9 protein-coding genes and 1 pseudogene are annotated in these 15,301 nt (G+C 47.7%); 3 read left to right on the top strand and 7 right to left on the bottom strand.

Annotation, left to right across the window (positions count from 1 at the left end):
• Positions 1 to 186: 186 nt before the first annotated feature.
• The 4 genes from pta to FTT63_RS13585 form a co-directional block, all read right to left on the bottom strand.
• Positions 187 to 2,325, bottom strand: coding sequence for a phosphate acetyltransferase (gene pta, locus FTT63_RS13600; RefSeq protein ID WP_127801713.1), 2,139 nt, complete (start codon positions 2,323 to 2,325; stop codon positions 187 to 189).
• Between the two features lie 50 nt (positions 2,326 to 2,375).
• A complete protein-coding gene (locus tag FTT63_RS13595) occupies positions 2,376 to 3,596 on the bottom strand; it encodes an acetate/propionate family kinase (RefSeq protein WP_005180151.1) in 1,221 nt (406 codons plus the stop codon).
• 314 nt (positions 3,597 to 3,910) lie between these two features.
• Positions 3,911 to 4,315: a hypothetical protein gene (locus tag FTT63_RS13590; RefSeq protein ID WP_005180148.1), complete on the bottom strand. Its 405-nt coding sequence runs from the start codon at positions 4,313 to 4,315 to the stop codon at positions 3,911 to 3,913.
• Between the two features lie 115 nt (positions 4,316 to 4,430).
• Positions 4,431 to 5,696, bottom strand: coding sequence for a glutamate-5-semialdehyde dehydrogenase (locus tag FTT63_RS13585; RefSeq protein ID WP_180192420.1), 1,266 nt, complete (start codon positions 5,694 to 5,696; stop codon positions 4,431 to 4,433).
• Positions 5,697 to 6,003: 307 nt separating this feature from the next.
• Between FTT63_RS13585 and FTT63_RS13580 the strand changes: the two genes are divergently transcribed.
• Positions 6,004 to 7,326, top strand: coding sequence for an alpha/beta fold hydrolase (locus tag FTT63_RS13580; protein WP_127801712.1), 1,323 nt, complete (start codon positions 6,004 to 6,006; stop codon positions 7,324 to 7,326).
• A gap of 74 nt (positions 7,327 to 7,400) precedes the next feature.
• Here the strand turns inward: FTT63_RS13580 and FTT63_RS13575 are convergent, their stop codons facing one another.
• Positions 7,401 to 8,255 (bottom strand): class I SAM-dependent methyltransferase, encoded by an 855-nt coding sequence (locus FTT63_RS13575; protein WP_104511445.1) that lies wholly within the window; start codon positions 8,253 to 8,255, stop codon positions 7,401 to 7,403.
• 94 nt (positions 8,256 to 8,349) lie between these two features.
• The gene (nagZ, locus tag FTT63_RS13570; RefSeq protein WP_127801711.1) at positions 8,350 to 9,372 is read right to left on the bottom strand and encodes a beta-N-acetylhexosaminidase; all 1,023 of its coding nucleotides are present in this window, start codon (positions 9,370 to 9,372) and stop codon (positions 8,350 to 8,352) included.
• 195 nt (positions 9,373 to 9,567) lie between these two features.
• Between nagZ and FTT63_RS13565 the strand changes: the two genes are divergently transcribed.
• Entirely contained in the window at positions 9,568 to 11,760 is a 2,193-nt protein-coding gene (locus FTT63_RS13565) for a carboxy terminal-processing peptidase (protein ID WP_075167440.1), read from the top strand.
• 279 nt (positions 11,761 to 12,039) lie between these two features.
• Complete coding sequence (locus tag FTT63_RS13560) at positions 12,040 to 14,124, top strand: bifunctional diguanylate cyclase/phosphodiesterase (RefSeq protein WP_127801710.1); 2,085 nt, start codon at positions 12,040 to 12,042, stop codon at positions 14,122 to 14,124.
• Positions 14,125 to 14,227: 103 nt separating this feature from the next.
• Here FTT63_RS13560 and FTT63_RS13555 read toward each other — a convergent pair.
• A pseudogene (locus FTT63_RS13555) lies at positions 14,228 to 15,175 on the bottom strand (TonB-dependent receptor); the annotation flags it as partial.
• Positions 15,176 to 15,301 lie beyond the last annotated feature (126 nt).

The following is a 15,301-nucleotide window of genomic DNA, read 5'->3' as shown; positions in this document are numbered from 1 at the left end:
CAAGCAGACGTGCACAGAAAACAGCAATTCAACAGCGAAATCTAAATCCTGTGCTTGACTTGGAAATGTCCATATAGGACATTTCTATTTGGTTATTAGGTAGGACATTTCTACTTTGGAATAACAAAAAAAACCACCCTATCTTTCGACAGGGTGGGTGAAGCGGAGCTTGTTAAAAACAGTTGTTTAAGCAGACTGCTGTTCAGCCTGAATTGCAGTTAGAGCAATGGTAAACACAATATCATCGACCAATGCACCGCGTGACAGGTCATTTACCGGCTTGTTCAAACCTTGCAACATTGGGCCAACACTCACCACATTGGCAGAGCGTTGTACTGCTTTATAAGTGGTATTACCCGTGTTCAGATCAGGGAAAATAAACACATTGGCACGACCAGCCACCTGAGAGTTTGGCGCTTTAGAACGACCAACGCTTTCAACCGATGCAGCATCGTATTGCAGCGGGCCATCAATCAGCAGGTCTGGACGGCGCTGTCTGGCAATTTCAGTCGCTTGCGCTACTTTTTCTACATCGGCACCGGCACCTGAAGTTCCGGTTGAGTAAGAGATCATGGCAATACGCGGGTCAATACCAAAGGCTTTGGCCGAGTCAGCAGATTGAATGGCAATTTCAGCCAGTTGTTCTGCATCCGGGTCCGGGTTAATCGCACAGTCACCATACACATAAACTTCATCTGGCAGCAGCATAAAGAACACTGAAGATACCAGTGAATATTCAGGTGCAGTTTTAATCAGCTGGAAGGCCGGACGTACGGTATTGGCCGTGGTATGTACTGCACCTGAAACTAAGCCATCAACCTGATCCAGTGCCAGCATCATGGTACCTAAAACCACCGTATCCTGAAGCTGTTCGCGTGCCTGTAATTCGTTAAGTTTGCCTTTACGCAGCTCAACCATTTTCTCGACATAGTTTTCGCGAATCAGATCCGGATCAATAATTTCTAAGTCATGCGGCAATTCAATACCACGGGCTTTGGCCACTTCAACTACGGCTTCAGGTTTGGCCAGCAAGATACAGTGCGCAATACCACGCGATTGGCAGATGGCCGCAGCCTGAACTGTACGTGGCTCATCACCTTCAGGTAAAACAATGCGTTTTTTCGCTGCAATTGATTTTTGTACAAGCTCATGACGGAAGGCAGAAGGCGATAAACGTGGGCTATGCGCACCGCTAATCAGCGAGTTTAACCATTGCGGATCAATATGGCTGGATACAAAACGGGTCACCTGTTCGGCGCGTTCAATATCATCGACCGGAATTTCGTTACCGAAAGTCGAGAGCTGTTGCACCGTTTCAAAGGTGGTTAAAGGGGTATGTAATACTGGCAAACCTTGCTTGATGGCAGTTTGACAGAAATTTAAGGCCTGCTCATTCGGTTGATGCTGCTCGGTTAAGACTAAGCCTGCTAAAGGAATACCGTTGCTGTTGGCCAGGCTGCTGGCTAGAAGCACATCGGTACGGTCAGCTGCGGTAATAATCAGTTCGCCGGCCACAAATTTGTGCAGTTCATGCTCGATATTCGAAGTAATCAGGCTGCTGTGTAAAACACGACGTGTATTGGCTTCGCCTTCATGAATCCACTGGGCAGAAATATGCGCTGCCAGATCAGACAGGCGCGGCACACTCAGGGTGTTACTAAATGGCACCAGACCAATCACTGGCAGTTTTTCTGTGCCAATGTAGCTATAAGTTTGCTGAATACTGGCCACAAACTTGCTGGTGTCTGACAGTAAGCGCAGGTTTGGATCAATCGTCACAGGAATTTGCGCAGAATCTTCTGGCAAACCTTTGGTCCGCATAAACAGCACACCGCGTAAACGGTTCGATTCTGCACCACCGAAGTTACGAATCTGGTGTTCAATTCGTTCAGCAGAACGAAGCGGATTGTTGATGTCGGCACCGCTAACAATCACTACCTGTGCATCTAGGGCTTGAGCCAGCAGGGCATTCAGGTCATCTGCGAAGCTGTCACGGAAATTCGGTAACAGACCTTCGACAATAATCAGGTCATGCTGTTTGGCCACTTCACGGTGTAAGCGAACCGCTTCTTCCAGTAATTCATCTTGCTGGTCATGGCTCAGTTGATGCACCACCTGTGCATAAGGAATGGGTTGAACCGTTTTGGTTTTAGAGACATGCTCAAACAGCGCTGTCGTCCGTTCGTTTTCAGGCTGTAATTCTTGAGAGAAAGGTTTGACGAAACCGGGTTTAATGCCCTGACATTCCAAAGCATACACCAGACCTAAACATGCAGATGTTAGACCAACACCTTCTCCAGTCGGGACAAGTAGAATTGTTTTCATAAGGTATTATTCAAATCAGCCAAAAGTAAACAGGGTAAAACAACGATTGCTTAAGCAATCGCAGTTTCTAATTCAGACTTTTTTGCCGGAGTTGCTCCCAACTCAGACTCCACCACCGCGCTGGTTTCTTTGGCAATACGGCCTTCTTCATCGGTTGGAACCACCCAGATTTGAGGACCAGTACCGTTATCGATACGACCTTCGGTGCCACGTTTCAGGCTGTCATTCTTCTCTTTGCTAAAGTTAAAGCCGAAGTGTGGTAAGTAAGACAGAGTTTTTTCACGGATATAAGCCGAGTTTTCACCAATACCACCTGTGAAGAACAGGCCATCTAGACGCGGTAAGCCACAGCTTAATGCTGCTAAAGATTTCGCTAAACGGTAGCAGAACACTTCAATGGCCAGAGCTGCATCTTCATTGCCTTGTTCAGAGGCTTCAATCAGGGTGCGCATATCGTTAGAGAGGCCAGATAAACCGAGTAGACCGCTTTGGCTGTTCAGCATCTTGTCAATTTTGTAGATATCCCAACCCAAGTTGCTGGCCAGGAAAGTGTGTAAAGATGGATCTACATCACCACTACGGGTACCCATCACCAGACCTTCAAGTGGGGTAAGGCCCATAGACGTATCTACACTTTCACCGTTCCAGATGGCACAGGTCGAGCTACCATTGCCGAGGTGCGCTGTTAACCAGCCGCCTTGTTTCAGGCTGCCGGCCAGTTCTGAACCACGTTCAGAAACATAGGCATGGCTGGTGCCGTGGAAGCCGTAACGACGTACGTTATGATCGGTGTACAGGAATTTTGGCACGGCATAACGATAAGCGTGCGCAGGCATGGTCTGGTGGAATGCGGTATCAAATACAGCAACCTGAGGTAATTCAGGGAATAAACGCATGGTCGCTTCAATGCCTACCAGGTGCGCCGGGTTATGTAACGGTGCCAGTGGGGTTGCTTCACGAATGCGTTGAATAATTTCTGGGGTTAAGCGCTCGGCTTTGGTCAAGCTGCCGCCATGTACCACACGGTGGCCAATCGCTTGAGGATTGTATTGTGATAAGCGCGATAAAATGGTTTCTAAGGCTTTTTCATGATCTGCATGCGGAATAGAAAGTTCGAGCGGTTCACCTCCGACAGTGATCCCTTTAATACGTGCCTCGGCAGATCCTAAATTTTCAGCCAAACCAAAAATACGGTCTTCGCGACGTTCAGAAACAAGCGCGTATTTAATTGAAGAAGATCCGCAGTTAATTACTAATACAGTTGTAGACACGTTGTTTTACCCGAATTCTAATTGAAATATTTGTATCCCGTATTGATCTGCACCTGTTCCAACACGGTGCAATCTTGATCAATAACTAATTTTTATCATGGGATGGGTATCGCTTCTAGATAGACTTTAGGAGATTAGACTTAAGCACTATCGACCCTTTTGGGAATAATAACTAAAATTTATCGGTTGATAGATTTCATTTATTAATAAAATAGTAGTCATGTCCAGTCGCGTTGTTCTTCTGTTTACCATAACACGCCTTGAATCAAAGCATCTGACAGAACTGTTTGAAAATATTTCTTATTCCTTCATATTTAAGGTTTCTGATACTTCATTTCCGACCAGCGCACAATCACATAGGCAAATAGCGCCACCATAAAAAATACCAGCATCATCCAGGCCAAGCCTTGCAGGGTTTCAATTAAGGTGCGGTAAATTTCCAGAAACCAGCGTTCCTGCGTCAGTTCAATAATAATTTTCTGGTCGTTTTCGCTATAGGTGAGCGGGGTAATGTATTTTTCCATGTCATAAATCCGGATTCCGGAGGATGTCCCAACCACCATACCGGCAAATTTGGTATATCTGGCCCAGGCTTCATGAATCGGATCATGAATAATACGCGCCAGAATACGGTTAATGGAACTGGAAAAAATACGCATCACCACAAATGACACCAGCAGTGCCAGAACAAATGTGGTCACAATTAAATAATAGAACATTGTCCACCTCTTATTCTCATTCTTAAGACAGTGTACGGTGGAATAGACAGGGAAAACAGCAGAAAAATGTTCAGCCTCCGCAAAGGCTGAACATTCATATCTTTAGAAAAGTGAGTTATTGGCGAATCTGGCCATCTCCAAACACCACCCATTTTTGCGAGGTCAGACCTTCAAGACCGACCGGACCGCGGGTGTGGATTTTATCGGTAGAAATACCAATTTCCGCCCCTAAACCATATTCAAAGCCATCGGCAAAGCGGGTAGAGGCGTTAATCATCACTGAACTGGAATCAACACGGGCCAGGAACTGACGTGCCAGACTGAAGTTTTCAGTAATAATGGCATCGGTATGATGCGAGCCATATTTATTGATATGGGTAATCGCTTCATCCAGACCCGATATCACTTTAATGGCCAGAACCGGACCAAGATATTCAGTATACCAGTCGTCTTCGGTAGCCGTTTGAACGCTGTCGCCTAAAATACGCTGGGTTTCGGCGCAGCCACGGAGCTCGACCTGTTTTTCCGCATACAGCTCGGCAATACGCGGTAAAAACTCATCTGCAATGGCTTCATCCACCAACAGAGTTTCCATGGCATTACAGACGCCATAACGATGAGTTTTGGCATTCAGGGCAATCGGCAGGGCTTTTTGCAAGTCGGCCTGTGCTTCGACAAAGACATGACAGTTACCATCCAGATGTTTAATTACCGGAATACGGGCTTCATTGGTGATGCGCTCGATTAAGCCTTTGCCGCCACGTGGCACAATCACATCGACATATTCCGACATGGTAATTAACTGGCCTACAGCGGCACGATCCGGCGTATTGATGACCTGTACCGCCGTTTCTGGCAAGCCTGCGGTTTTCAGACCGTGCTGAATGGCTTCGGCAATGGCTTTATTCGATTCCAGCGCTTCTGAACCACCACGTAAAATAATGGCATTGCCTGATTTTAGCGCCAGCGAAGCTGCTTCTAAGGTCACGTTCGGACGGGATTCGTAAATCATGCCGACGACGCCCAAAGGTACTCTCATTTTGCCAATCTGGATGCCCGACGGACGATAGGCCATATCGGTAATTTCACCAATTGGGTCAAGCAGGCCAATTACATCTTTCAGGCCCTGTAACATGCCTTTAAAGCGCGGGGGAGTCAGTTCTAAGCGATCAAGCAGGGCGCTATCCAGATTGTTGTTGCGACCTTTGGTCATATCAATCTGGTTGGCAGCTAAAATTGCTGTTTCACTGTTTTCAAGCGCAGTGTAAATAGCAGATAAAGCATGGTTTTTTGTTTGGGTAGAAGCACTTGCCAGAACTGCGGAAGCTTGGCGCGCTTGTTGTCCTACCGTTTGCATATATTGTTCAATAGACTCGTGCATAGCGGTTTGATCACTTAGAAATTTCTCCTCGATATTAACAGTCTAGGTCGGGACAATGAAGCAGTTTGATGGAATTTTCCGCAGGAAAGCCGGAAAAGCGCTAAACATTTTGAAATTGTTTCCTGTTTAAAAGCAGACAAGTGGTTGCAGAAGAGGTTGCGTGTCAAAACGACACCTGTATAGAATGAAACACGATGGACATTGAAGTCATACAAATAACAATGAAAGAGCAGGATGCGATTTTTGCTCAATTTTAGAAATCATCTCTTGCACAATAAAAATAAGCGCGAGAATGGAGGAAAGGAATATGAATTCCATTATCCAAATGGACTCGGAAGTCGGGCAGTCAAGTGCTCACTTTGGTTTTTTTGATCTTTACGATAAGCACAGTTTCAAACAGCCAGCGCGTACAACCTGGATTGACGGTTGGAAGATTGAATACATGGCGATTGCTCGCCCAGACACCTTGCACATGACGCCGATGGTGATTATCGGGGGCGCTTTTCAGAATTTTAACTCCTATAAATACTGTGTTGAACAACTGTTTGATGCCGGCCCGATTATTCTGATTGACTTACCTTCCATGGGCGCCAACCAGCAAATCAGCAATGTCGATACTGGCATATCTGCCGGTACGCTGGAGCTGGAAGATCTGGCAGCCATGCTCGGCCGCTGGCTGGATATCGTTGGCTTGAGTCAGGTCACGGTATTGGGCATGTCCCTTGGTTCGGTGGTGGCATCTTGCCTGGCGCATCAGCGTCCGGAACTGATAGACCGCATGATTCTGATGGGTGTCATGCAAAAGACCCGGAAAAGCTGGCGTATGCTGCTGGAAGAATCGCTGCATTTAATGAAAGAGCAGCGTATGGATGAGTTTGGTCAGGCGGTGATTTTATATCTGGTCAATCATGCCAAGCTGGAAGCGACCCGCATGTCGCCAACCGCCAAGCGGCTGTTCTTCCGGCAGATGGCCGAGTTCACCGCCACCGAGCAGGAACGCTATGATATTAATTGTAATCGTCTGCTGCGCCTGACTCACGTTCCTATTCCGCAGTGCAAGGTGCTGGTGGCCTGTGGCCAGTATGACAGTTTTACCTTGCCACATGAAAATGCCAATTTTGCCCTGCAATGTCCGGACATGGAGTTTGCCATGATTGCCAATGCTGATCATGTGCCGCAGTTGCAGCGCCGTAAAGAAACCATGCGCCTGTTTGCCACCTTTTTAAGAGATGAGCCGATTCAGTCGTTAGAAGGTATTATCCCCATGACCCGTGCCCAGCTCTTGACCATGGAGCGCCGTGGAGAAGAACGCATTGCTGTACAACAGCCATTTAGTCAGTTAACGCACCGTCATTCCGATTTAAGTTTTGCCACGGAAATTGTCGATCTGAACTTTTTTGGCGTATTGCTACGTTTTGAAGACGGAGAGGCAGAACGGGCCGCGCAGTATGAGCGTGATTTAGCCCTGACATTAGAAGATGAAGAGGGTAGTTTCCAGATTGAGTGCCTGATTTTTGAAGTGCAGGATCAGCAGATTCGCGCTTTATTAAAACATGGCAGCTTTGATATTGCCGAGCGTTTGCTGCGTTATATCCAGCGTCAAAAAGGTTGTCTGGCAGCAATTGCCTAAATTGAGGTGTCTAAAAATAAAACAGCGCAAAGGCGCTGTTTTTTTTATGGGCTGATGAGGCTCAGAACTCTCTTTTAGGCACTGGGCTGTTTATGGCAGGCGTGCAGCACCCAGACAATATCACCCAAATGTTCTTCAGGGGCGGGCAGGTCCGGAGTGTGGAAATAGTGCTGCGGCTGCAGAATATCGACCCGCTCAAAACCGCTGGCTTTAACAAAGTCACGGACTTCACCCGGACTTTGAAAATGAAAACTAAAGGCGCTGCGAGACATGACTTTCAGTAATTTACTGCTGGTCCACATAAAGCTGGCCAGTTTGTTTTTCACCGGTTCAGGATAAATATCACTCAAGTAATGCAGTTCCTGAAAATGTTGTCCATATTGATAAATCCCATGCAGTAGTTTGCTGAGCATCGGCTTGTCGAAATAATTGATTAAGCCTTCACTAATAATCACCAGCGGTTGCTGTGGGTCAAAATGCTGAAAAATCTGGGCAAATTCTTCACTGAAAATATCGGCACTCAAGACTTCTGGCGCCTGCTGGTCCAGCTGTTGCAAGGCGGTGGTTTTCACCTTGGCCATATCCGGTAAATCCAGTTCGCGGTAATTCAGCTCCGGGTATTTCTGGCGGAAATTCCAGCTCCGCGGGGACAGGCCACAGGCAATTTCCAGCACCTGGGTGCGAGGATTGCGGGCAATCAGCTCGGTCAGTTGCTGGTCAATAATGGTGTGGCGTTCTTTCAGGGTGGTGCGCATACTGCCACCGACATATTTTTCGGCCCAGCTTTCCAGCGGATGGACCAATTTGGCCAGAAACTTGCCTTTTGAAGTAGCAAATACCGGATGCGAGATGCCCATTTGAAACCAGATATAGCCGGTATAGTGGGCAGTAAAGGATATATGGCGATGTTCGGAAAGCGGTTGGCTCATGCAAGGTCCTCTATTCTTTTTATTTATTCGGGGTGGATTTATGTATTTGCATCATAAAGAAAAAGGAACAGCTTGTCCTGTTCCTTTGTCGGTATTACTGGCCGCTGTCTTTAAAGCGGATAATACGGTCGCGTACTGCTTGCCATTCCGGGCCGAGCTCGAGTACATCACCGATCTGAATTTCTGGAATCTGGCCACGCATACGGGCTAAACGGGCCTGATTTGGTAACGGTAAATCCTGAATGCCGTCCAGTGCCAGACAGGCGGCGGCACGGTCATTACAGACCAGTCCCATATCACAACCGGCGTTTAAGGCCGCTTGAATGCGGGCATCGGCACCACCTGCCACACAGGCGGCCTGCATGCTTAAATCATCCGAGAACAGCACGCCATCAAAATTCAGCTGTTGACGTAGCACGGTCTGAATCCAGTACGGAGAGAAACCGGCCGGGTTCGGATCGACCTGATCATAAATTACATGCGCAGGCATTAGGGCATCCAGTTGGGCTTGCAGCTGGATAAAGCTTTGCATGTCTTTTTGCTGAATCTCTGCATAAGAACGTGAATCAATCGCAGCGGCCACATGCGAATCGGCCTTGACCGAGCCATGACCGGGGAAATGCTTGCCGGTGGTGGCCATACCAGCGCGCTGCATGCCACTTAAGAAGGCGCGTGCCAGCACAATAATATCGTCCATATTGCGGGCAAAACTGCGGTCGCCAATGACATCGCTGATGTCATTTAAATCCAGCACCGGGGCAAAACTGAAATCAATACCGACCGCTAATACTTCGGTGGCCATCAGCCAGCCGCACTGTTCAGCCAGCTCGACCGCCAGTTCCGGCTGCTGCTGATACAGCTCGCCAAAACGGCCCATGGCCGGCAGTAGGGTGAAACCCTGTTTTAAACGCTGCACCCGGCCGCCTTCCTGATCGACTGCAATTAAAATATCCGGACGTACCTGACGCATATGATCGGTCAGGGCGCGTACCTGCCGCGGTGATTCGATATTTCGACCAAATAAAATGACGCCACCGACTTGCGGAGCTTGTAAGAGTTGAATATCTTCTTGAGTAAGTGCTGTGCCAGCGATGTCGAGTATCAATGCGCCAATCATATCGGTTCCGGATTCAAATTTTTATCGAAAAACAATACCTGAATTCTGCAATGATTTGCTACATTTTGTCAGCACAGAATATGATAAAACTACACGACATAAACAGATTAAGTTGTTTAAGATTTTGAATCTGCTTGATTCGTCGCTAAGCAACCTTGTACTACTGGTCGAAAACCAAGGAAATACACATTATTTATGAAACTTCAAACGATAGCTTGTGCAGTTGCCGTGGCAACTGGGGGATTCTTCTTTAGTCACGCAATCAACGAAGCCATTGCTGCCAATAATACTGCTGCTGTTTCCAATACCATTGTTCCAACCCGGGAACAGGCCTTGGTGTCACGCCAGTTAGCGACCTTGGTTGACCGTCAGCATTACCTGAACCAGCGTTTAGACAGCAACACCTCCAATCGCATTTTTGATTTCTATATTGACAGTCTGGACCCGGAGCACACCTTGTTCCTGGCCAATGAAGTCGAACAGTACAAGAAAAAATATGGCGCCAATTTTGGGGCCGCCTTAAAAGCCGGTGATTTATCGGGCCCGTATCAGATTCATGCGCACTATCGTGAACGCATGCAGGCCTTTTATCAGTTTATGCTGGCCGAGCTGAAAAAACCGCAGAATTTAAAACAGCCGAATGTCACCATTGAGCTGGACCGTGAAAAAGCACCGTTCTTTAAGACTCAGGCCGAGCAGCGAGCCCACTGGCAAAAAATGCTAGTGTCCCAGCTGATTAACCTGACTATCAGCAAAGAAGAAGAGCAGGCCAAACAAAAAGCCCTCAAGGAAAATCCAGAACTGGCCAATGGGCAAGATTTATCCGGCCCGGAAGATATGACGCCGGTGGAAACCCTGACCAAGCGTTATACTCGTCAGCTGGAACGCATGAGCCGTCTGAAAAGCGACGATGTGCTGGACAAAACCTTAAATGCGATGATGCTGACCTATGATCCGCACAGCAACTATTTCCCGCCTGTTGATGCAATGGAGCTGAACCGTCAGACCACCTTGCAGCTGGAAGGGATTGGGGTGTCGATTCGTCCGGATCGCAGCAATGAAGATTACACCAAGATTGAAACCATTGTTGAAGGCGGACCGGCGAGTAAATCTGGTCAGGTCAAATCTGGCGACCGGATTATTGGTGTCGGTCAGGATGGCGAGAAAATTGTGGATGTGATTGGCTGGCCAAGCAATGAAGTGGTCGGTCTGATTCGCGGTAAACGTGGCACCAAAGTGACCTTGCGTTTACTCGGTCCGGGTGCCTCGATGAGTCAGGCACGTACCGTGACGTTGGTACGTGACATTATTCAGGAAGAAGATGCCGGGGTGCGTAACCGAACCGTGCAAATTCAACGTGATGGCAAAACCTATACCTATGGCGTGATTGAAATTCCATCATTTTATCTGAACTATCGGGCGCGCCGTGCTGGGGTGGAATACCGTTCGGTATCGGAAGACACCAACAATGCCTTGAAAACGCTGGCTGCCAAAAATGTCGACGGGATTATTGTCGATTTACGCAATAACCCGGGCGGCTCACTTGAAGAGGTGGCACGTATGCTGGGTCAGGTGATTAAATCGGGTCCGGTAGTACAAATCCGTGATGGCAATGGCAACGTGAGCGTGTTTGAAGACAATGATGGCGGTGAACAGACCTATGCTGGCCCGCTAGCAGTCCTGATTAACCTGGCCTCGGCTTCTGCCAGCGAGATTTATTCAGCCGCGATTCAGGATTATGAGCGCGGTATTGTGATTGGCAGCACCACCACCGGTAAAGGGACAGCACAGGTACAATTGGACACTCTGGCCTATGGTCAGGCCACGCTTACCCAGCGTAAGTTCTACCGGATTACCGGCGGCAGTACCCAGAACAAAGGGGTGATTCCGGACATTAAACTGGTAGATATCTACAATGAAGAATTTGGTGAGCGTAAGGCCAAGAATGCGCTGAAGTGGGACACCATTGCCACCGCACCATTTAAACGTGAGGGTGTGGTGCAGTCTTATGTGCCGCAACTGGCCAAATCTTCGCAGACCCGGGTCAGTATTGATCCGCAGTTCAAGTATCTGACTGAGCGTAAAAATATTGCCAAACAGGCAGAAGAGCGCAAAACGGCGGTGCTGGATTTAGATCAGCGCCGTGCCGAGCTGATTGAGCTGGAGCGTAAAACCTTAGCCGCTGAAAACGTACGTCGTCAGGCGACCGGTTTGGCGCCGTATCCAAACTGGGAAAGCTATCAGGCCTCACTGGAAGCGCAAGCCGAGTCACGGGCCAAAATGAAAGCCAACCAGCGTCCACCACTGCCGGAAGAAGAAGTCTTTGTGAGCGAAGCGGCCAATGTGTTACTGGATTATAGTCAGTTACAATCAGGCACAGCCAAATAAGACCTTGGATGTGAGAAAAAGGCCGGTAGATGTACTGGCCTTTTTTGATGCTTTTGAGTTGAATAACTCAAGATCCAGATGAGCCGGCAAATCAACATGAAAAATGACGGTTTTCAGGGCGGAAAAACCGTATTTAGGCTTGACCTCAATGCGATAGTATAAGATTCTAGTTTGAGTTTTAATTCCTTGTTTTATTGTTATCTTTTAAAGCGGCAAATTCATGAGTATTTAGCGTTGAGTATAGTAACAACAAAAAAATAACCTATACGGAAGCTTTTTATGGTTCATATTCATTATGACTTTAGCCTGGTGGTAGGTTCAATTGCGGTTGCAATTCTGGCCAGTTATCTGGCTATTTCAACCCAGCAGTTCCTGCTCGGGGGAATCCGCCAGAAATCTGAAAAAGCCATGCTCTTGCTCAGTGGCCTATGCCTTGGCGTTGCTATTTGGGGTATGCATTTTGTTGGGATGCTGGCTTGCCAGTTGCCGGCCAATTACACATTTAATCTGCCGCTAACCATTTTTTCTGGCGTTATTGCCTTTATGGCTTCCACCTTTGCCATCTGGCTGACCACCAAACCCACCCTGCCTTTTGCCCGTCTGATGATTGGGGCGGTGTTAATGGGACTCGGCATTTCCGGCATGCACTATACCGGTATGCTGGGCATGGTCGTAGAGAATCATCGGACCTATTATGATCCGCTACTGGTGGTGTTTTCGGTGCTCATTGCCATTAGTGGTTCCGGCCTGACCTTCTGGCTGGCGTTTCGTTTTAAAAATACCTTGCTTTACCATCGTCACTATAAGGTGATGATTGCCATTATGATGTCGCTGGCCATTGTCGGGATGCATTATACCGGCATGGCCTCGGTGTCTTACTATCCGATTGATACAGAACGTCTGGATGCGATCTATAAAACCGGTAATGGCATCTTGCTGTTTACCGTGATTTTTGTGACCAGTCTGGTGATGGTTGCCGCCTTTAGTGTGGCCGTGCTGGAGCAGCGTCTGGAAGAACGTAACCGTCAGCTGTCGCTGGTTAACCGTGAGCTGGCCAATCAGGCGGTGCAGGACAATCTGACCAAATTACCCAACCGTTTATATCTGGCTGAATATGCGCATTTGCTGTTTAGCGCCCAGCGCATCAATCAGCAGAATGTCGCGTTTTTATATATTGATCTGGACCGTTTTAAGGCGGTGAATGATGTATTTGGCCATCATGTTGGTGATCAGTTGCTGATTCAGCTGACCACGCGACTGCATCAGCAGCTGAAATCGCAGGAAAAATTATTAAGAATCGGCGGTGATGAATTCTTGCTGGTGCTGGAGCAGGCCACGGTTGAGGATGCGATTCAGGCGGCAGAAAATGTGCTGCACAGTGTACAGGACAGTTTCCTGATTGCCGGCAAGAGTATTAATATTTCGGCCAGTATTGGTATTGCCATGTACCCGGAGCACGGCAACAACCTGCAAGATGTACTGATGAATGCCGATGCCGCCATGCTGACTTCAAAATATCAGGGCCGTAACACCTATTCGGTGTTTAATTACAGCATTGACCAGCAGGAAACCAAAAGCCAGACCAAGCTGTTAAATGATTTATATAAAGCTGTCGATGAACAGCAGTTTATTCTGTTTTACCAGCCCAAATTTACCACCAGCACCCAGCAGATTTGTGGCGTTGAAGCATTAATTCGCTGGATGCATCCGGTGCATGGTCTGCTGACCCCGAATATGTTTATTAAAGGTGCGGAGAAGTCCGGCCTGATTATCCAGATGGGCTATTGGGCCCTCGAGCAGGCCTGCAAACAGATTCAGCAATGGGAACAGCAGGGACTGAACCTGTTTCCATTGGCAGTCAATCTGTCGGCGGTACAGTTCGAACATAAACATCTGTTTAGCACCTTGGAAACCTTATTCCGCCGTTATGCGATTGACCCGAGTCATCTCATGATTGAAATTACCGAAACCACTGCCATGCATCATGTGGAATCGAGTATTCGTAGTTTTAGGCGCTTAAGAGAAATGGGCGTGAAACTGGCGATTGATGATTTTGGCACGGGCCATTCCAGTTTCCTGTATTTAAAAGACCTGCCGGTGGATGAGCTGAAAATTGACCGCGCATTTATTAAAGACCTGTATCGCGATTCCAAAGAAGAAATGATTCTGGAAAGTATTATCCAGCTGGCGACCAAACTGGGATTGACGGTTACCGCAGAAGGGGTAGAAACGCCATTACAGGCCGAAATTCTGGCGCGTTTAGGTTGTCAGCAATTACAAGGCTATTTGCTGTCGATGCCGGTTGAGGTTGAGCGTTTGGAAGACTTGCCGCAAGTACAAAATGAAATTATCGGGTCTGATTAAGGTACTGTTTTTAGATAGCCAGATATTTCAAAAATCACGGTCGATGGTGCAAGAAAAAATGGTTTGAAAATGGATGCCAGATGACATCCATTTACCCCACATATTAAAAACGATAACGAAGTGCGAGCTGCGCATTCAGTGGGTCGCCCATCATATTGGAATCGTTCCCCTCACCATGTCCTGAGACAAAATAATCACGGTCAAACAGGTTATTCAGATTTAGTGTTACATCATACTGCGCGGTCTGATAACCCAGCGCGGCATTGAAAACCGCATAGCCCGGCAAGACATTTTTATTGTCCGGTGCACTGAAGCGGGAGGATTCGGCCCGGCCACCCACCGCTGCAAACCAGTGCTCATCCAGTTGATACTTTAACCAGAGATTGGCGCTGTTTTTGGGTGTTAACGCGGCCTGTTTGCCGGCCAGACCGATGGTCGATTTTTCAATTTTTCCATCCATATAAGCATAACCCGCCAACAGGGATAGCTGATCGCTGAGCTGACCGGTCAAGGACACTTCAACGCCTTGCGTGCTTTGTTCCCCGGCCAGCATGGCCAGCGGTGGATTGCTGTCTGGAATTTTATTTTGGATATTGCTCTGTGTCATTTCAAACACGGCTAGGGTCATATTCAACCGATCATTGATGTCCCATTTGGTCCCGACTTCCAGGTTTCTGGTTTTGGTCGGTTTCAGGTCGGCACTGTTGCTATAAAACACGAGTGAATCTGCAAGTGGCTGGAAGGACTGATTATAGGCGGCATATAAGGATAAATTTTTGGTCGGTTGATAGACCACGCCCAGGCGAGGGGAGAGGGTCTGGTCATTGCGCTGGATGCTGCTGTTATTTTTCTGATCCTGCCTGTATTGGGAAAGATGATCATAACGTACCCCGGCCAAAACCTTGAGCTGTTCATTCAGGCTGATCAGGTCTTGTACATAGACAGCATAATTTTCAAATTTGCTGGCGGTATTGACTCTTGGAGTGGCAGAGGTATCGACCGGTGACCAGTGCGGCAAGACCGGATCATATAAATCGGTCGTGGCTTTTGACCGTTATTTAAAACCTACTCAAACCTACTCAATGTGGGTTTGATGTTTAATTCCTACTTCACCATCAAGAACCTAAAGCATTTGCTTTAGGGATTACCTCAATTCCATAGGCTGTCACGGTGTAAC

It is taken from the genome of Acinetobacter sp. C15 (assembly GCF_013420645.1).
Lineage (GTDB): Bacteria > Pseudomonadota > Gammaproteobacteria > Pseudomonadales > Moraxellaceae > Acinetobacter > Acinetobacter indicus.
This window is presented reverse-complemented; position numbering and strand designations above follow the sequence as displayed.